Source organism: Streptosporangium sp. NBC_01469, assembly GCF_036227305.1.
Classification (GTDB): Bacteria; Actinomycetota; Actinomycetes; order Streptosporangiales; family Streptosporangiaceae; genus Streptosporangium.
The window spans coordinates 6,408,402-6,426,819 of the sequence record NZ_CP109465.1 but is presented as its reverse complement, the minus strand read 5'-3'; the positions used below and the strand labels follow the sequence as shown (position 1 = coordinate 6,426,819).

Sequence of the window (18,418 nt, the reverse complement as noted above, 5' to 3'; positions counted from 1 at the left end):
GTAAACGGGGGAGCACCGGCCCGCATCCCGATAGAAAATCACGACGCGGAGCGCACCCTCGGCCTCCGAATCCAACCGCGATCTCGGTGGGCTACCGCTTGGCCCCCGAGCATCCGTTCCCGGCCGCCCTGGACGACGCCTACGCCGTACTGACCTGGGCGGCCGAGCACGCGGCCGAGCACGGCGTCGACTCGGAGCTGATCGCGGTCGAAGGTCACAGCGCCGGCGCGGGGATCGCGACCGCGGTGGCGTTGCGGGCGCGTGACCAGCGGGGCCGCGGATCCGTTTCCAGTTTCGAACGCGGCCGTCGAGTTCGTGCAGGGGATCTCGGTCGTCAAGGCGTTCGGCGGGGGCGAGCGCGCCCACCGTGGATTCCTCACGGCCGCGGACGATTTCACCGACATCTTCTCCCGCTGGGTGCTCGGCATCTCCGGGATCGCCGCCGCGATGACGCTGTCGCTGTCGCCGCCGTTCGTGCTGCTGGTCGTGCTGACCGGCGGTACGGCTCTGATCACGACCGGCTCCATGGTCCCGGCGGATCTGCTCCCCTTCCTGCTGCTGGGGCTGGGACTGACCGCCCCGGTGGCGGCTCTCGGCCACGGCTTCGACGACCTGCAGGCCGCCCGGCGCGCGGTCGGCCGGATCCGGGACGTGCTCGCGGTGCCGTCGACACCGGAGCCCGCGCACCCGGTCGCGCCGCGGGGGCACCGGGTGGAACTGCGTGACGTCCGATTCGGTTACGAAGCCGATCACGAGGTGCTGCGCGGGATCGACCTGGTGCTCGAACCGGGGACGGTCACCGCGATCGTGGGACCTTCGGGAGGCGGAAAGTCCACGCTGGTCCAGCTGCTGCCCCGGTTCTTCGACCCGACCCACGGTTCGGTCGTCCTGGGCGGTGTCGATCTCCGCGAGCTCGGCAGCCGGGAGCTCTACCGGATGGTCTCCTTCGTCTTCCAGGACGTTCGCCTGCTGCGCGCGTCGGTCGCGGACAATATCGCGCTGGCGGTACCGCGTGCCGACCTCGACGACGTGGTGCGCGCCGCCCGGCTGGCGAACGTTCACGATCGGATTCTCAAGCTGCCGGGCGGATACGAGTCGGTGATCGGTGAGGACGTCGAACTGTCGGGTGGAGAGGCACAGCGGATCTCGCTCGCACGCGCGCTGCTCGCCGCCACACCCGTCCTGGTGCTCGACGAGGCGACCTCCTTCGCCGACCCGCAGACCGAACAGGCTGTTGCGTGGTGTGTATCACCGTTTCGGCGATCATCTGGCCCGACTGCCCCTCGGCTGGTTCACCGCTCGCCGCGTCGGGGAGGTGTCGGTCCTGGCCGGCGAGGGCGTCCTGCAGGCGATGGGCGTGGCGGCGCATCTGCTGGCACCGTTCATCTCCGCCTGGGTGACTCCGCTGACGATCGTCGTCGTGATGCTCGCCTTCGACTGGCGGATGGGGTTGGCCGCGTTGGCCGCCCTACCGGTCGTGGCGGCGATCCAGGCCTGGACGGGACGCTCGATGGCCGCCGGCGACGCCGAGCGGGCCGAACGCGGCGACGAGGCCACCGGGAGAGTCATCGAGTATCTCCAGGCCCAGCCGGTGCTGCGCGCCGGCGGCCGGACCGCCGAACACCTCCGGTCGCTCGACGACGCATTGTCCGGACTTCAGCGCGCGGCCCGCCGTTCCACGCTGTCGGCGCTGCCCGGCGTACTGGGCCTGACGCTCACGGTGCAGGCGATGTTCACCGCGCTGTTGACCCTGGGCGCCTACCTCGCACTCACCGGGAGCATCGGTGCGGCGGAGGTTCTGGCGATCCTGGTACTCGCCGCCCGCTGCGCCGATCCGCTGCTGTCGCTGTCGGATATCGGCGGCAAACTGCGCGGCGCGCGCTTCGAGCTGGCGAGACTCGACACGGTGTTGCGCACCGAGCCGCTGCCGCAGGCCCGCGAACCGATCCGGCCGGTACGCCATGACCTGGAGTTCGAGTCCGTCGCCTTCCGGCACGGCGACCGCACGATGATCGACGACCTGTCGTTGTCCGTGCCGGCGGGACAGCGGCTCGCCGTCGTCGGACCGTCGGGGGCGGGTAAGAGCACACTGTTGCAGCTGCTCGCGCGGTTCTACGACGTGGACGAGGGCGTGGTGCGCGTGGGAGGCGTGGACGTGCGCGCGATCCGTACCGAGGTGTTGATGGAGCAGATCGCCATCGTCTTCCAGGACGTCTACCTCTTCGACGGCACGATCGAGGACAACGTGCGTCTCGGCCGTCCCGACGCCGACGAGGCCGAGGTGCGGGCGGCGGCGACCGCGGCGCGACTGGACGAGGTGATCGGGCGACTGCCCGGCGGATGGGCGACGAACGTCGGCGAGGGCGGCGCGCTGCTGTCGGGTGGCGAGCGCCAGCGTGTCTCGATCGCGCGGGCGCTGCTGAAGGACGCGCCCGTCGTGCTGCTGGACGAGGTGACCTCCGCGCTGGACCCGGTGAACGAGACGGCCGTGCACGAAGGCATCGAGCGCCTGATGGCGGGCCGGACGGTGGTGATGGTGGCGCACCGGATGCGGACCGTCCAACGCGCCGATCGCGTCGTCTTCCTGGACGGCGGCCGGATCGTGGAGGAGGGCGGCCACGACGACCTGCTGCGCCGCGGTGGCCGCTACGCCGATTTCTGGGAGGTTTCCATGACACCGATGGCGGGTGAGTGAGCCGGCGTGTCGTTCGATCCCCTGTCGCGGGACCGTCGCGCCGACCGGCCCTCACGGTTCGCCGACGCGCCGGACCCGGCCGCTCAAACCGGTCCCCGCCCGCCGGGGTCGGTCACGGTCTCCAACCAGGCGAGCGCGGCCTCGACGGTCCCCACCGAGGTCACCCCATCGGGCGGGGGCGGGCGGCGCACGATCACGACCGGCAGCCCCAGCTCGCGGGCGGCCAGCAGCTTCGCGGTGGTCATCTCACCGCCGCTGTCCTTGGTGACCAGCACCTCCACCCGGTGCTCGCGCATCAGCGCCAGCTCCCCGTCCACCGTGAACGGCCCCCGGCTGAGCAGCACCTCCAGGCGTCGCGGGACGAGCGGTCCCGGCGTGTCCACCGAGCGGGCCAGGAACCACTGGCCGTCGAGGCCGGCGAAGACCGGCAGGCTGCGGCGTCCCGTGGTGAGGAACACCCGCTCCCCCAGCGAGGGCAGCAGCTCGGCGGCGGCCTCCAGAGAGGGCACCCAGCGCCAGTCGTCGCCGGGAGCCTCCCGCCAGCCGGGCCGCCGCAGGATCAGCAGCGGCAGGCCGGCCCGGTCCGCCGCCTCGACCGCCGAGGCGGTCATCCGGGCCGCGAACGGGTGCGTGGCGTCCACGACGACGTGGACGTCGTGCTCCGCCAGCCACGCCGCGAGGCCGCCGGGGCCGCCGAAGCCGCCCTCGCGCACCTCCCCCACCGGCAGCTTCGGGTCGCGTACCCGGCCGGCCAGGGAGGACACCACGTGCGTCCGCGCGCGGTCGGCGAGCGCGGCGGCCAGCCGCCTGGCCTCGTCGGTGCCGCCCAGTATCAGGACGTTCAGCGTGTTCGGCGTGTTCGGCACACCGTCACCTCGGGACGCGGAGTCAGTCACGGCAGCGGGCGGCCGAGTACAGGTGGCTGTCGGGAAACTCCGAGGCGGTCAGCACGCGGCCGACGACGATCACCGCGGTACGGAGGATCCCCGCCTCGCGAACCTGCCCGGCGATGTCGGCCAGGGTGCCGCGCAGGATCACCTCGTCGTCACGGCTGGCCCTGGCCACCACGGCCACCGGGCAGTCGGCGCCGTAGTTGGGGACGAGCTCCGCCGCGACGGCCTCGATACGCTGCACCGCCAGGTGCAGGACCATCGTGGCCCGGCTGCGGCCGAGCGTGCCGAGGTCCTCGCCCTCGGGCATGGGGGTGGCGCGCACCGAGGTCCGGGTCAGCACGATCGTCTGCCCCACCCCCGGCACGGTGAGCTCGCGCCGCAGCGACGCCGCGGCGGCGGCGAAGGCGGGCACGCCCGGGATCACCTCGTACGGCACTCCCTCGGCGTCCAGCCTGCGCATCTGCTCGGCCATCGCGCTGAACACCGACGGGTCGCCGGAGTGCAGCCTGGCCACGTCGTGCCCGGCCCCGTGGGCGGCGACCATCTCCGCGACGATCTCCTCCAGGGCCATCCTCGCGGTGTCGACGAGCCGCGCGCCCGGCGGGCACGACTCCAGCAGTTCTGCCGGGACCAGCGACCCGGCGTACAGGCACACCGGCGCGGACGCGATCGCCCGCTGGCCCCGCACGGTGATGAGATCCGCGGCGCCCGGCCCGGCACCGACGAAACGTACCGTCATCGCTTCTCCTCCGGGACGGACGGCTTGACCGCGGTCCAGATCGTGACGGGCATCATGGGCCGCCAGCCGGTGAACCCGCCGACCGGGGCGGCCCTGCTGACCGCGAGCCGGACCATGCCACCGCCGAGCCTGCCGTGCCAGAGGGCGAGGACCGCCTCCGACTCGACGGTCACCGCGTTGGCCACCAGCCTGCCGCCCGGCCGTAGCGCCTCCCAGCACGCCTCCACCATCCCGGGAACGGTCACCCCGCCACCGATGAAGATCGCGTCGGGCCGCTCCAGGCCGGCGAGCGCGGCGGGTGCGGCACCGGTCACCACGTCGAGGCCGGGAACGCCCAGCGCCGCGGCGTTACGGGCGACCGCGGCCACCCTTTCCCGATGGGACTCCACCGCGATCGCCCGGTTGTCCGGGTGCGCGCGCATCCACTCGATGCCGATGCTGCCCGCGCCCGCGCCGACGTCCCACAGCAGCTGCCCGGGGACGGGCGCCAGCCGGGACAGGGTGACCGCGCGCACCTCGCTCTTGGTGAGCTGGCCGTCGTGCTCGAACGCCTCGTCGGGCAGGCCGGGAAGGCGGGGCAGCGGAACGGTCCCGGCGTCGGCGCGGCACTCCACGGCGACGACGTTGAGATCGTGGGTCACGGGCGGGGACCAGGTGGCGGCCGTACCGGAGAGCACGCGCTCCCCGGCGCCGCCCAGCCGTTCCAGGACCGTCATCGGGCTCGCGCCGTAGCCTCGGGCGGCGAGCAGCCCGGCGACCCGGGCCGGGGTGCGCCCGTCGGCGCTGAGGACCAGGACGCGGCGGCCGTCGTGGACGACCGGGTGCAGCACCTCGGCGGGACGCGCCACGAGGCTGACCACCTCGACCCGGTCGGCCGCCCACCCGAGCCTGGCGCAGGCCAGGGAGACCGACGACGGGTGCGGCAGGACCCGCACCCGGTCGGCGCCGAGCAGCCGCACCAGGGTCGTGCCGATGCCGTGGAACATGGGGTCGCCACTGGCCAGCACGCACACCCTGCGCCCCCGGTGGGAGGCGATCAGCGCGGGCAGGGCCGGAAGCAGCGGTGAGGGCCAGACAACACGCTCAGCCCCGGGCCTTGCGCCGTACCCGGTTCCGAACGTGGCACCGTGTTCAGCGCCGAACTCGGTTCCGGGCTTGGCGCCGGACTCGGCATCGTGATCGGCGCTGGGCCCGGCACCGTACTCGGCGTCGGGCCTGGCATTGTGCTCGCCACCGGGTTCGGTACCGGCTTCCGTGACTTCGGGACCGGCTTCGGGGATGAGTCCCAGCTGCCGGGCGCCGCCCATCAGGACCTCGGCGGCGCGCAGCTCGCGCCGCGCCGCCTCGGAGAGACCGGCCCAGCCGTCGTCCCCGATCCCGACGACGACGACGGGGCCGGCTGTCGTGATGGCAGGGTCAGACATTGCCCAGCACCCGGGTGATGCGGATCTCGACCACGACGCGGGCGAGGTTCTCCCGGGGCACCCGATAGCGCTCGGCGTAGCGGCGCTCGGCGTCGGCGACCGACTCGGGGTCGGTACGGATCACCGCGCGCCCCTCCAGGGTCGACCAGCGGCCCCCGTCCACCTGGCAGACCGCGACAGCCGCCCCCTCGTCCCCCGCCGCGAGCACGTGGCGGACCTTGTGCGAGCCGCCCGAAGTGATCACCCTGGCGATCCCCGAGTCCGCGTCCAGCGTCACTCCCACCGGGATGACGTGCGGCGTGCCGTCGGCGCGCACGGTGGTCATCGTGCACAGGTGACGCTCCCGCCAGAACGCGCGGAGTTCCTCTCCGAGATCCTTCAACAACCGATCCTTCCCCGATGCCGTTCTACCGGGCGACATGGTAGCCCCGGACCGCGTCCACCGCCGGACCCGGTCACCGGTCAGGCCGGCACGGTCCCCCGGCCGACCGGACCGAGGCCGAGGCCGACCGGCGTCGCCCCGATCGGAGCGACGCCGTCGATCCTGGGCCGTCAGCCCGCCGCTGGCCCGCGACCGTCAACCCGCCGATGTCTCGCGGCCGTCAACCCGCCGTCGACCCACGGCTGCCGGCCCGCCGACGCCCCGCGACCGTCGGCCCCCAGCGTCGACCGGCGCCGGCCGGTGCGGGTCAGTCCTCCGTGGCGGGCCGGTCGCGCTCCTCCTCGTACGCCCGCAGGACCTCCTCGCGCCGTTCCGCAGGGAGCCGGTCGATGTAGAGGCGGCCGTCGAGGTGGTCCGTCTCGTGCTGCAGACACCGGGCCAGCAGGCCGGTGCCCTCGACCGTCAGAGGTACCCCGGTGACGTCGACACCGTGCACGACCGCCCGGTCGGGCCTGGCGAGCGACGCCCGCTGTCCGGGCACCGACAGGCAGCCCTCGTCGTAGTCCGCCAGGGTGCGCGCGGCGGCCTCGGGCAGCACCAGGACCGGGTTGACCACGACGCCCTTGCGGTATTCCTCGGTGTCGTCCGGGCAGTCGTAGACGAACACGCGCAGGGGAACCCCGATCTGGTTGGCCGCGAGCCCCACGCCGTCGGCCGCGTACATGCTGGCGAACATGTCGTGCACCAGCGTGGCCAGGTTCTCGTCGAAACGGGTGACCGGCTCGCAGGGCCGGTGCAGCACAGGGTCGCCCACGTAACGGATGGGCGTGGGCCTGCCCTCACCACTCGCCTCCACCCCTCAGCCTCCCGCGTTGAAGATGACGTCGTCGGGCGTGACCCTCACGGTGACGCGCCGCTCGTCCGGGACCCGGAAGGGATAGGACTCCACCCCGAGATACTTCTTCGCCAGGTGGTCGACGACCTCGTCCGCGCCCTCCAGCTCCAGCCGGGCCGTACCCGAGACGCTGACCAGGCGGAAGGCGTCCTCGGGGTCGAGGACGCTCACCGACACGCGCGGGTCCCGGCGCAGGTGGCGCTCCTTGGCCCGGCCGACGGCCGTGTTGAAGACGACGTCGTCTCCGTCGATGTCGACCCACACGACGGTGCTGTGCAGCGACCCGTCCGGCCTGACGGTGGTCACCCAGGCGTGGAGGGGCCGCCTGAGCAGTTCCTTGGCGTGTTCATCGAGTTTTCCCACCGGAACCTCCACGTTGCGAACAATGCCTACGAGGCAATCGAACATCACGCGCGCGTGATCGATTCCACCGCCCCCGCGGTGGGGGCGGAGTCCACTCCGGCGGCCCCTCCCGGGGTTCCGGTGGCAATCGCCGAAAATCCAACGGATACCGCCGACCGGCGCCGGCACGGAGCACCCCGGCGAGGTCAGCGGCATTCTCGGCCCGACGACACACCAGTCCTGCGACGCCCTCACATCAGACATGATGATCGCAGACGCGGAGGCGTTTCAGCGCGGGATCACCCAGCCCGGCGCCCAGGTCCCGGCGGCGTCGTGGCTGGCCGCCGTGGCGGCGAGGCGGGCGCGGAGGGTGGACAGCCCCGGGTGGGGGTTGTCGCGGTGCCACAGGAGCGAGTGCGGGTAGACGGGCGTCGGGTCGGTCACCGGGATGCGGCGCAGGCCGTGGTCGGCGGGCCAGACCAGGCGGGTCTGCTCGCCCATGAAGGTGGCCAGGGCCGGGGTGTCGGCGATGGTGTCGAGGAGCGCGTCGGAGCCGAAGTTGGGGCCCGTCGCCTTGATGACGAGGCCGAACTCGGCGACGAGATCGTCGTAGTAGGCGGCCCGCTCGGTACCGGGGACGATACCGGGCATCCAGATCCGGTGCCCGGCGAGCTGAGCGACGGTCACCGACCGGGAGTCGGCCAGCGCGTGGGCGGGCCCGGTGAGGAGCTGGAGCGGCTCGTAACGAACGGTTGTTTTCCAGAGATGGTGGGGTGCGCGTTGGGAAGGTCGCTGGGGCGGCGGTTCAGGTGGTTCTGGGCCGCGTACACGGTCAGCGCGTTCGGCACATGGATCGCGTTCGACGCGTTCGCCCTGATCGCGATTCTCGCGCTGGACGCGGGGCCCACCGAGGTGTCGGTTCTGGCCGCCGCGGGACTCGCGGTCGGGGCGGTGGTCGCGGTGCCGCTCGGGCCGTGGGTGGAGTTCCGGCACAAACGGCCGGTGATGATCGCGATGGACCTGATCCGGTTCGCGGCGCTGATGAGCGTTCCCGCCGCCCACGTGCTCGGCCGGCTGAGCTTCGCTCAACTCCTGGTTGTGGCGGCCTCATCGGCTCGCGACTGGCCCGCCCGCTCCTCGCACGGTTCGGACAGCACAAGGTCATGCTCACCGCCGGGACGCTGCGCGCGTGCTGGCCACTCGGATTGGCCCTCATCAGCCCCGGCCCCACCGGACTCGTCCTCGTCATCGCCGTCGAACTCGGACTGATCACCTGCATGGGCGTGTTCAACCCGGTATTCGCCACCTACCGGCTCGAACGGCTCCCGTCGGACCGGGTCGCCCGCACGCTGTCTGCCTGGTCGATCACGAGTAAGGCCACCATCGCGGCCATGACCGGCGTGTGGGGCCTGCTGGCCGGCCTCACCGGTCCCCGCACCGCGATCGCGATCGCCGGTCTCCTGCTCCTGGCGACCCCGCTTCTCCTGCCTCGGCACGACCGCACACCCCAACTCAGGAACGCCGACCAGGCGCCACCGGAAAGGCGAACACCCGCATGAGCACCGGCCCCGCGCGACCCCGCACACACCGCCCTGCTCGTCATGGACCATCAGCCCGCGATCCTCGCGCTGCTACCCGGAAGCGACAGTGAAGCCCTGCTGGAACGCGTGGAAAAGGTGATCGCCGACGTTCGCGCCAGGGCGGCGCCCTCGTCTATGTCCGGGTCGGCTGCGCCGAGGCCGACCGGCCGCGATCCCGCCCACTGGCAGGTCCTTCGCACCGATCGCCCAGCACCGTCTCATGCACCACGCGGACCTTGACCGGTGGAGCGCGCCGCCGAGGGGGAGTACATGTGACGCAGAGCGAGCGGGGGCGCCGGGGGCAGCGGGCCGGCGGCGTGATCGGCCTGGAAGGACTGGAGCAGGTAGGCGACGAGCCTGCGGGACGCCACGAGCGCGTCCTCGGTGGATTCGGCGACGATGCCGCTGTTGGCCATGAGCAGCAGCATCAGGTCCGCCTGCTCGAAGTCGGCGCGCAGGCGTCCGGCGTCCTTGGCCCGCCGGGTCAGCTCGGCGAAGCCGTGCTCGGCGCGGGCGCGTTCCCGTTCGTAGTCGGCCGTGTTGGGGAAAGCCGTCAGGAACGCCGCGGTGAATCCCCGGTCGACGGCCTGCATGGCGCACAGCTTCTCGATGACCGTACGGAATCCGCGCCACGGGTCGGGGTCCGCGAGGGCGTCGTCGACGACCGACACGCACGTTGCCAGCTGGTCGGCGAACACTTCCGTGATCAGCGACTCCCGCGTGGGAAAGCGCCGGTAGAGCGTGGCCACCCCGACACCGGCACGGCGGGCGATGGCTGCCATCGGCACACCGAGCCCGAGCCTGGCGAACGCTTCGCGGGCGGCGGCGAGGATGCGGTCGCGATTGTGCAGCGCGTCCACGCGCAGCCCTGACGTATCGGCGGGACGCGGTATCCGAGAGGAATGAGTCGGCATGTTTCTCACATTATCTCAAATGGAGCATCCTCTCCGTTTAGCCGATTAACCTGGCCGTACGTGGAAATCACCGCCCACCTTTACCGGGCACACGAAGTTCGTTCCGGGCCGGTGGCGGCCGTCGCGACCGCGGGAGAACAACGGTGGGCACGGCCCGCACCTCGTCCGATCAGCGAGGTGCCGGGGCGCGGTGACGCCTGCCCGCGTGCCTTCGCGACGCGCCGCCGGGGGCCTGAGCGGCATCACGACCACGCGGGAGCCCGGCGCACGGCCGGGCAGATTGGATGACGAGAACAGTGAGTGAGATGCGCGCGGCCCGGTATGACAGGTACGGGCCACCGGAGGTGCTGTACGAGGGCACGTTGCCGAAGCCGGTCGCGGGGCCGGGTCAGGTGCTGGTGCGCGTGCACGCGTCCAGCGTCAACGGGGGTGAGTTTCTGGGCCGGACCGGGAAGGTGCGGCTGGTGACGGGGCGGAGCTTCCCGAAGGGCACGGGGGTCGACTTCGCCGGCGAGGTCGCCGCCCTGGGCTCCCCCATGTCCGGCCTCTCGGTGGGCGACCGGGTGTGGGGGATGCTGCCCCGGGGGTCCTTCGGAAGCGCCGCCGAGTTCGTGGCCGTCCGCCCCCGGCAGCTGGCCCTCGCCCCGGCGGGGCTCGACCTGGTCCAGGCCGTGGCCCTGCTCGCCGGAGGCACGACCTCGATCACCGCCCTGCGCGACAAGGCCCGCCTCAGGGCGGGCGAGCGGCTGCTCGTCCGGGGCGCGAGCGGCGGGGTCGGCAGCGTCGCCGTCCAGCTGGGGCGGGCATACGGCGCGCACGTCACCGCGCTCGCCGGGGCGAGGAACCTCGACTTCGTCCGAGACCTCGGCGCCGACGAGGTCTTCGACTACGCGACCACCGGCCCGGCCGATCTGGGCCCCTTCGATGTCGTCCTCGACGCCTCGGCCGGCACCCGGCTGGGCGCCTACCGCCGGCTCCTGGCACCGGGAGGGCGCATGGTCTCGATCACCTTCGACTTCGGGCACATGCTCTCGTCACTGTCGTACATCCTCGCGTCCACCGTGTTCGGTTCGCGACGCGTACGGTTCTTCAGCGGCAACCCCGACCACCGGCTCCTCGCCGATCTGACCCGGCTGGTGGAGAGCGGGGCACTGCGGCCGGTCGTCGACACGGTTCATCCCCTCGCCGGCATCGCCGAGGCCCACCGGGCGATGGAGGTCGGCGGCGTACGCGGCAAGCACGTCATCCGAATCGTGTGATCGTCACTGGTGCACGACCTGGAGAGGTGGCTCTCCGCGCGGGCGGTCACGCGCTCGCGGCGGGACCTGGCCGGTCACCCCCGCTCTCCGGCCCCGGCCGCGCCGTCGAAGGTCCCGCCGCCCGTGCCGGTGCGGCGGGACCCTGGACAGCCGGGGTCAGGCGCGGCGCAACCCGACGTACTGGAGTTCGGCGAAGACACCGACCAGCAGAGCCTGGGCGACGACGAAGGCGACGCCCAGCGGGTTGGGGTCCACCCAGCCGGTGAACAGCAGGAAGACGCTGTCCGCGGTCCACAGCACGTTGAGGACGATCAGCGCCCAGACGCCTCCCCGGGGCGGGACCGGGCGGGTGGCCAGGTAGGCGACGAACGCGGTGACCGGCAGCAGCCCGATCCCGGCCCAGCGGATCAACGGCTCGGGGAGGGCGAACAGGTCGGCGAGCGGGGTCGCCGCGACGGCCAGGAGGAGCGCGAACCCTCCGGTGAGGACGGCGTCCGTCCGCAGCGCGCGGGTCAGCAGAGGGGTACGGCGGGCGGTGAGGGTGGTCGTGGTCATCGATGTCTCCTTCGCTGAGGGTGTCGGGTTCCGACCCGCTCAGCACACCGCCTCACCCGCTGCCATCTGCAGACATGGCACTGCCATTCACTGCCGGTTCTCCCTGCGAAGATCATCGGCGACGAGTTTGGCCGCCGCGTTCTGCCAGTTGTAGAGCGTACGTTCGGGAACTTCGCGGACGAACCAGTCGAACGCCTGCCGCTCGGCGGTGCCGAGCCGACCGCGGTCGGCCCCGCGCCGGTAGGGACGCAACCCTCGGACGTACGGGAAGTACAGCACGTTGTAGAACCGCCACTCCTCGCTGGTGCCGAACTCGCCGTCGCGGGGCTTGAGCCGCTGGATGCTCTCCAGCAGCAGGTGCTTCAGCTCGGCCGCCCGCTCCAGGGGGATGTCACCGGTGACCCGCGCGTCGATCACCGGCAGGTTCGCGAGCGGGCTGCTGGCGAGCTTGCCCAGATCGCCGTAGTTGGCCAGGGCGCGCCGCGTCAGCCGGACGAACTCGGCCTCGTCCGGCGGCGGCGGACCCTGTTCGCGGCGCGGCAGCGCCTCGGACGTCTCACGCAGCTCGGCCCGCTCGCGGCGGATTCCCGGATCACCGGGAAAGGCGATCCGGTCCAGCGCCCGGTGCACCGGACCGGCCAGCGCCTGCGCGGCGACGGCCACCGCGATCACGCCGAACAGCAGCGCCGAGAGGGCGGGCGTGGGCTCGCCGAGCGTGACGGCCAGGGCGACCTGGCCGCCGGACGCGACGGCCACGACCGTCGCCCCCAGCAGGGACCTCAGCATGTCGCGCCAGAGCGCCTCGCCCGCCTGGAACGCGCTGGACATCGCGATGGCCACGCCCAGCAGGACCATGTCCACGTCGATGGCGATGATCGAGAGCAGGCCGGGCGGGCCGAACAGCGGGAACATGAGCAGTGCGGCCCCCTGCCCGAAGAACAGCGTGGCGACCGCCGCCAGCCACCCGGCCCGCGGCGGCCTGGCCCGCACGAGCAGCACCAGCACGCCGGCCAGCGGCCCCAGCAGCAACACCCCGGTCACCACCCGCGCCGCGAGGCTCACCTCCGCGTCCAGGCCGGACAGCAGCAGCCACGCGAACGCCACGAGCGTGAGCGGGACGAGCCCCCTGGACCAGGCCCGGTCCAGCCGCTCGCCGCCGGGAACGAGGGTGAGCACGGCGCCCGTCCAGAGCAGCGCCGGCAGATAGACCAGCGTGGTCTCGACCGCGCCCAGCACCTCCGCCGCGGGATCCGGCACGGCGGTGAGCACCTGGGCGATCGCCAGCGCGACGCCGTAGGCCAGCAGCCCCAGGCCGGCCCGCCTCGGCCCGCGCTCCCGAGGACCCCGGGCGATCACGTAACACCCGAGCCACCAGGTGAGCCCGAACACGGCCGCGACGGCGAAGAGCATCCCGCCTCCTTTCCCGGCGGCGAGCGTATCGACCGCGCGCTCCGGGCCGGTCACCAGGTGGACGGGAGTCGACGCGGGGTCACCGGCCTCGGCGTTCACCCGCCGTCAATGATCTTCAACCCGGACGAGCGCCTTTACGTTGTAGATTAACAACTCTCCAAGACGGAGACGGACCCGCCTCACCGGGTCCGCGACTCGATGCCGTCCAGCAGGTAGCCCAGCCCGGTGGTGAACACCGGATCCCAGGCGTTGCCGATCGGGGCCCCGTGCGCGGCGAGAGTCGGATAAAGCTCGACGCGGGACCGCACCCGCAGCTCGGCGGCCCGCCTCCATCCGGCCTCGCCGTACGCGGCCCCGGCGACCTCCATCGTCGCGGAGCCGATGACGTAGTTGGCCAGGGCGTAGGCGGCGGCGGTCAGGTCCGGCCCGGTGAAACCCGCCCCCGCCAGCGCGGCGTGCAGGTATTCGGTACGGGCCAGGACGTTGGGGCCCAGCAGGGGCCGGTCCAGCACCGTCACCGACCACGGGTGGCGCAGCATGGTGGCCCGCCACTCGGCGATCAGAGCGGTGACGTCGTCGCGCCACGCGCCCCGCGGCCCCGGCGGGACGGGCACCTCGCCGAACACGGCGTCGAGCGCGAGGTCCAGCACGTCGTCCTTGGTCTCGACATGCAGGTAGAGCGTGGTGGCGGCGGTCTCCAGCCGCTCGGCGAGCCGGCGCATCGTCAGCCGGTCGGCCCCCTCCTCGTCCAGCAGCTCCACGGCCGCCCCCACGATCCGCCCGAGGGTGACGACCGGCTCGGCCCGGCCCTCGCGCGGGGGGCGCAGCCACACCCCCGGCGTCTCCTCACCGCTCCGGCGCCGCGTTCTCCTGCCCGGCGTAGCGCTCACGACTCTCCGATCCCCGCTTCTCCCACTCCGGGGATCCTAATGGCTTGAGAAGCGGCCCGATCAATGTTCATAGTGTATGACCAATGTTCTAACTGCGGTTTCTCTAGCTCAGCGCCGAGGACCGCCACCTTCGAGGAGACTCCACCGTGGGACATGTCGAGGCCGACGAGCTGACCTACGTGCTGCCGGACGGGCGGCTGCTGCTCAACGAGGTGTCCTTCCGTGTCGGCGACGGCGTCATCGCGGCACTGGTCGGCCCCAACGGCGCGGGCAAGACCACCCTGATAAGGCTGATCGCCGGCGACCTCCACCCCTCCTCCGGGCGGATCACCTCATCCGGCGGGCTCGGCGTGATGCGCCAGTTCATCGGGGGCCTGCGCGGGGGCCAGACGGTACGCGAGCTGTTGCTGTCGGTGGCGCCGGACCGCGTGCGGGCCGCGACCGCCGAGCTGGAGCGGGCCGAGCGCGCGATGGGCGAGCGCGACCTGGAGGAGACCCAGCTCGCCTACGCCCGCGCCCTCGGTGACTACGCCGACGCCGGCGGCTACGACATCGAGGTCACCTGGAGCGCCTGCACCACCTCGGCCATGGGCGCCGGCTACGAGCACGTGGCGGACCGCGACGTCGGCACGCTGTCGGGCGGGGAGCAGAAAAGGCTCGCGCTGGAGGCGCTGCTGCGCGGCCCCGACCAGGTCCTGCTGCTGGACGAACCAGACAACTACCTGGACGTCTCCGGCAAGCGGTGGCTGGAGGAACAGCTGGCGGCCACCCGGAAGACCGTCCTGCTCGTCTCCCACGACCGCCGGCTGATCGCCGACACGGCCACCCGCGTCATCACCGTGGAGTCACGCGGCGTGTGGACCCACGGCGGGAACTTCGCCACCTACGCCCAGGCCCGCCTCGACCGCAACGAGCGCCTGCACGAGCGCCGCCGCCGCTGGGACGAGGAGCACGCCCGCCTCAGGAAGCTGGTCCACACCCTGCGCCAGAAGGCGACCAACAACGACTCCGTCGCCTCCGCCTACCGGGCCGCCCAGACCCGGCTGGGCAGGTTCGAGGAGGCGGGCCCGCCCGAGAGCGCGCCCAAGGAGCAGAACGTCCGGATGCGCCTGCGCGGCGGCCGTACCGGCAGGCGCGCGCTCATCTGCACCCGCCTGGAGCTGACCGGCCTGACGGAGCCGTTCGACGTCGAGATCCACTACGGGGAGCGGGTGGCGATCCTCGGCCCGAACGGTTCCGGCAAGTCCCACTTCCTGCGGCTGCTGGCCGCATCGGGGAGCGGCGCGATCCCCCCGGCGTCCGCGCCGGTACGCCACCGGGGCACCGTGGAACTCGGGGCCAGGGTCGTGCCCGGCTACTTCGTCCAGACGCACGCCCGGCCCGACCTGGCCGGACGGACTCCCGCCGACATCGTCACGGCCGCCGGGTCGCTGACGCTCAACGACGCCATGGCCTCCCTCGCCCGCTACGAGCTCGCCCCCGCCGGCCGGCAGTCCTTCGAGACCCTCTCCGGCGGGCAGCAGGCACGCCTGCAGATCCTGCTGCTCGAACTGTCGGGAGCCACCCTGCTGCTGCTCGACGAGCCGACCGACAACCTCGACCTGGCCAGCGCGCAGGCACTCCAGGACGGCCTCGCCTCCTTCTCCGGCACCGTGCTCGCCGTCACCCACGACCGGTGGTTCGCCGCCGACTTCGACCGGTTCCTGATCTTCGGCGCCGACGGGGAGGTCCACGAGTCCGGCGAACCCCTCTGGCAGCCGGACCGGGCCCGCCGCGCACGGTGACGGCCCGCGCACACGGCGACGGCCCGGAAACGGCGGCGGCCGTGGAGGCGACGGCGGGCGGTGTTCGCGCGGGCGGGGTGCCGTCCGCGCGAACGCCGGGCCCGGCCGATCCCCGGACGGGCCTGGGCTCGCGGGCCGGGTCCGATTCGTACAAGACGACCGGGCCGGGGGTCCGCCAGCATGGGGCACCATGAGTGACAACATCCTTGACACCGCTCAGGCCTTCATCCTCCGCGAGGGGCGCCTGCTCGAACGCCGCCTGTTCGCCACCCTTTTCCAGGCGGCGCCCGCCGGCGGGGTGGTGGACGCCCTGCGCGGCTACCGGAACGACGACGGCGGCTTCGGCCACGGCCTCGAACCCGACAAGCGCTGCCCCGACAGCCTGCCCATCGACGTGGAGGTCGCGTTCCAGACGTTCCAGACGCTGCTGACGGCCGGTGTGCCCGTGACCGACCCGATGGTGCCGCACGCGTGTGACTGGCTGGCGAAGGTCGCCGCGCCCGACGGGGCGGTGCCCCTGTCCCTGCCGGTCATGGAGGCCTATCCAAGGGCCGTGCACTGGTCGGACTGGACCTACGTGCCGGGGCTGAACCCCACCGCCGGGCTGGCCGGGCTGCTGCACGGGATGGGGGTGGAGCATCCGTGGCTCACCCGGGCCACCGACTGGTGCTGGTCGGCGCTGGAGAAGGGCTTCCCCGACGACGCGCACGCCATGTCCGAGACGCTCGTGTTCCTCGAACACGTCCCGGACCGCGACCGGGCCGAACGCCTCGCCGAGCGGGTGGGCGAGTGGCTCCCCCAGCTGAAGTGGTACCGGAGCGACCCCGCAGACCCGGAGTACGGGGTCACCCCGTTGCACCTCGCCCCCCACCCCGGCAGCCGCTGGCGCCGGTTGTTCGCCGACGACGTGATCGAGGGCCACCTCGACCGGCTCGTGGCCGACCAGCAGCCGGACGGAGGATGGGCCATCACCTGGGAGCCTCCCGGCCCGGCCGCCACCCTGGAGTACCGGGGGGTCGCGACCCTGCGGGCCCTCCGGGTGCTCAGCGCCTACCGGAGGATGCCGTCGAGCTGACGGGAAATGGACTCCACGCCGCCGGGCGGGCGCCGCCGGAGTGCCACAGCCCGACCGACGGTCTCCTCCGGCAGCTCCGGGCTCCGCAGAGTGATCAGCTCCTCGTAGAGGCGCCGGGCGACCTCCTTGTTCGTCTCCGTGCTCGTACGGGTTCGTCTCCGTGCTCATCGCGGAACTTCTATCTGGGTGCGTCGCCCGGGAAGGCGGGCGGGAGAAGGATGCCGTTGTTGGCGCTGAGGCCGCCGTCGACGGGGATGGTGACGCCGGTGACGTACGACGCCGCGGGCGAGGTCAGGAACCAGATGACCTCGGCCTGCTCGCGCGGATCCGCCCAGCGCCGCTGCGGGATGCGGCCGGTCACGGCCGGTCCGAGCGTGGGATGCGACAGCACGCCCGCGGTCATCGCGGTCGCCGTCCCCCCGGGCGCGATGGCGTTGACCCTGATGTTCTCCACGGCGTAGTCGATCGCCGCGCCGCGCACCAGGTTGATCACCGCCGCCTTGGCCGCGTTGTACGCCCAGGTGACCGGGTCGCCACCGAGGCCCGAGACCGACGAGGTCGCCACGATCGAGCCGCCGCCCGCCGCGCGCAGGGCCGGCAGCGAGGCCCGGATGCCCAGCGCCGTGCCGCGCACGTTGACGGCGAGGATCCGGTCGAACCGGTCGATGGCGCCCGGCGACTCCAGGGGCCCCGCGCCGCTGATCCCGGCGTTGAGCACGACCGCGTCCAGCCTCCCGAACTCGCGGACGGCGAGGTCGACCATGGCGGTGTTGGTCTCCTCCGTGGACACGTCGCCGACGAGCGGGACGACGCCGTGGATGGCGGAGAGCTTCTCCAGTCCCTCCCTCGCCACGTCGACGGCGACGACCCTGGCCCCCCTGTCGGCGAACAGCTCCGCGGTCGCTCTCCCGATGCCGGACGCGGCGCCGGTGACGACCACGACCTGAACACTCATGCGTTCCTCTTCTCTGTGGACTCTGTGGACTCTGTGGACTCTGTGGAGGCCCTGGGCCGCGCGGATTCCCCGGACGGGACGAGCGGCGTCGATCCACTCGCGGACCGCCGTCACCGTCGTCTCCGAGTGCTCTTCAAGCACGGTGAAACGGTCGCCGGGCACGTCGACGGTCTCGTGCGGCAGCGGCCAGAACGCCCGCCGATCGAACCGTCCCGTGGGATCGGCGACGGTGCCGCGCAGCGGCTCCCGAGCTCGGACGACCGGGGTCCTGACGCCGATCGGCCTGGGCTGCCGTCCGGCCAGGATCCGGCCGTACGCGCCCATGGTGGTGAGGCGCGCGTCGCTCCGGACCATTCCAGAACGCGCCGAGCCCGTGACCGCGCCACCGCGTCCCGGCCCCCCACCACCTATTGTCTATATTTCCTACTAAGTAACCATAAAATATCTTGGGACGTCAAGCGGCCGGGACGGAGCCGGGGGGCGCGAGCGCGGGACGGCGGCCGAGGTCTCGAAACCGCTGAGGTAGAACGCCTGGAAGCCGAGCGCCTTAATCATTTTGGCGCCCGTCCCGTCATAGGCGCCCGGCGCCACGAGGATCTCGGGGGCGTCCGGCAACCGCCTCAGAC

Annotated in this window: 18 protein-coding genes and 1 pseudogene; 7 read left to right on the top strand and 12 right to left on the bottom strand. The window is 72.6% G+C overall.

The window, feature by feature from the left end; genetic code table 11:
• Positions 1-86: 86 nt before the first annotated feature.
• The 3 genes and pseudogenes from OG587_RS28185 to OG587_RS28175 all read left to right on the top strand — a co-directional run bounded on the left by OG587_RS28185 (position 87) and on the right by OG587_RS28175 (position 2,695).
• Positions 87-725 carry an alpha/beta hydrolase fold domain-containing protein gene (locus tag OG587_RS28185; protein WP_329080417.1) on the top strand — a complete coding sequence of 213 codons (639 nt, stop codon included), beginning with the start codon at positions 87-89 and terminating at the stop codon, positions 723-725.
• Positions 652-1,194: pseudogene (locus OG587_RS28180) on the top strand (ATP-binding cassette domain-containing protein); the annotation flags it as partial. The gene OG587_RS28185 and the pseudogene OG587_RS28180, both read left to right, overlap by 74 nt.
• 49 nt (positions 1,195-1,243) lie before the next feature.
• Positions 1,244-2,695 carry an ABC transporter ATP-binding protein gene (locus OG587_RS28175; protein ID WP_329080415.1) on the top strand — a complete coding sequence of 484 codons (1,452 nt, stop codon included), beginning with the start codon at positions 1,244-1,246 and terminating at the stop codon, positions 2,693-2,695.
• A gap of 83 nt (positions 2,696-2,778) precedes the next feature.
• Here OG587_RS28175 and OG587_RS28170 read toward each other — a convergent pair whose 3' ends face one another.
• The 7 genes from OG587_RS28170 to OG587_RS28140 all read right to left on the bottom strand — a co-directional run bounded on the left by OG587_RS28170 (position 2,779) and on the right by OG587_RS28140 (position 8,057).
• Positions 2,779-3,540: a cobalt-precorrin-6A reductase gene (locus tag OG587_RS28170; protein ID WP_329094044.1), complete on the bottom strand. Its 762-nt coding sequence runs from the start codon at positions 3,538-3,540 to the stop codon at positions 2,779-2,781.
• A 43-nt stretch (positions 3,541-3,583) separates the two neighbouring features.
• Positions 3,584-4,327 (bottom strand): precorrin-4 C(11)-methyltransferase, encoded by a 744-nt coding sequence (gene cobM / locus OG587_RS28165; protein WP_329080414.1) that lies wholly within the window; start codon positions 4,325-4,327, stop codon positions 3,584-3,586.
• Positions 4,324-5,751 (bottom strand): precorrin-6y C5,15-methyltransferase (decarboxylating) subunit CbiE, encoded by a 1,428-nt coding sequence (cbiE, locus tag OG587_RS28160; RefSeq protein ID WP_329080413.1) that lies wholly within the window; start codon positions 5,749-5,751, stop codon positions 4,324-4,326. Before cbiE ends, cobM begins: the two co-directional genes overlap by 4 nt.
• Positions 5,744-6,133, bottom strand: a complete 390-nt coding sequence (locus OG587_RS28155; RefSeq protein WP_443075248.1) for a pyridoxamine 5'-phosphate oxidase family protein — start codon at positions 6,131-6,133, stop codon at positions 5,744-5,746. Before OG587_RS28155 ends, cbiE begins: the two co-directional genes overlap by 8 nt.
• 307 nt (positions 6,134-6,440) lie before the next feature.
• Positions 6,441-6,989, bottom strand: a complete 549-nt coding sequence (def, locus tag OG587_RS28150; protein ID WP_329080409.1) for a peptide deformylase — start codon at positions 6,987-6,989, stop codon at positions 6,441-6,443.
• A gap of 3 nt (positions 6,990-6,992) precedes the next feature.
• The gene (locus tag OG587_RS28145) at positions 6,993-7,391 is read right to left on the bottom strand and encodes a PPOX class F420-dependent oxidoreductase (protein WP_329080407.1); all 399 of its coding nucleotides are present in this window, start codon (positions 7,389-7,391) and stop codon (positions 6,993-6,995) included.
• A gap of 267 nt (positions 7,392-7,658) precedes the next feature.
• Positions 7,659-8,057 carry a hypothetical protein gene (locus tag OG587_RS28140; RefSeq protein WP_329080406.1) on the bottom strand — a complete coding sequence of 133 codons (399 nt, stop codon included), beginning with the start codon at positions 8,055-8,057 and terminating at the stop codon, positions 7,659-7,661.
• Between the two features lie 161 nt (positions 8,058-8,218).
• On the opposite strand from OG587_RS28140, the gene OG587_RS28135 reads away from it, so the two are divergent.
• A complete protein-coding gene (locus OG587_RS28135) occupies positions 8,219-8,929 on the top strand; it encodes an MFS transporter (protein ID WP_329080403.1) in 711 nt (236 codons plus the stop codon).
• Between the two features lie 239 nt (positions 8,930-9,168).
• Here OG587_RS28135 and OG587_RS28130 read toward each other — a convergent pair whose 3' ends face one another.
• A complete protein-coding gene (locus tag OG587_RS28130) occupies positions 9,169-9,864 on the bottom strand; it encodes a TetR/AcrR family transcriptional regulator (protein ID WP_329080401.1) in 696 nt (231 codons plus the stop codon).
• Positions 9,865-10,169: 305 nt separating this feature from the next.
• On the opposite strand from OG587_RS28130, the gene OG587_RS28125 reads away from it, so the two are divergent.
• On the top strand, positions 10,170-11,123 hold the full coding sequence (locus OG587_RS28125) for an NAD(P)-dependent alcohol dehydrogenase (protein WP_329094042.1): 954 nt from the start codon (positions 10,170-10,172) through the stop codon (positions 11,121-11,123).
• 156 nt (positions 11,124-11,279) lie between these two features.
• Here the strand turns inward: OG587_RS28125 and OG587_RS28120 are convergent, their stop codons facing one another.
• The 3 genes from OG587_RS28120 to OG587_RS28110 form a co-directional block, all read right to left on the bottom strand.
• Positions 11,280-11,678, bottom strand: a complete 399-nt coding sequence (locus tag OG587_RS28120) for a hypothetical protein (RefSeq protein ID WP_329080399.1) — start codon at positions 11,676-11,678, stop codon at positions 11,280-11,282.
• Positions 11,679-11,765: 87 nt separating this feature from the next.
• Entirely contained in the window at positions 11,766-13,187 is a 1,422-nt protein-coding gene (locus OG587_RS28115; RefSeq protein WP_329080397.1) for a hypothetical protein, read from the bottom strand.
• Positions 13,188-13,267: 80 nt separating this feature from the next.
• Positions 13,268-13,978, bottom strand: coding sequence for a TetR/AcrR family transcriptional regulator (locus OG587_RS28110; protein ID WP_329080395.1), 711 nt, complete (start codon positions 13,976-13,978; stop codon positions 13,268-13,270).
• A gap of 146 nt (positions 13,979-14,124) precedes the next feature.
• Here OG587_RS28110 and OG587_RS28105 point away from each other — a divergent pair, with 146 nt between their 5' ends.
• Entirely contained in the window at positions 14,125-15,762 is a 1,638-nt protein-coding gene (locus OG587_RS28105; RefSeq protein WP_329080393.1) for an ABC-F family ATP-binding cassette domain-containing protein, read from the top strand.
• Between the two features lie 190 nt (positions 15,763-15,952).
• The gene (locus tag OG587_RS28100; protein ID WP_329080391.1) at positions 15,953-16,837 is read left to right on the top strand and encodes a hypothetical protein; all 885 of its coding nucleotides are present in this window, start codon (positions 15,953-15,955) and stop codon (positions 16,835-16,837) included.
• 178 nt (positions 16,838-17,015) lie between these two features.
• On the opposite strand, the gene OG587_RS28095 is transcribed toward OG587_RS28100, so the two are convergent.
• Positions 17,016-18,146: an SDR family oxidoreductase gene (locus tag OG587_RS28095; protein WP_329080389.1), complete on the bottom strand. Its 1,131-nt coding sequence runs from the start codon at positions 18,144-18,146 to the stop codon at positions 17,016-17,018.
• Positions 18,147-18,418: the final 272 nt, after the last annotated feature.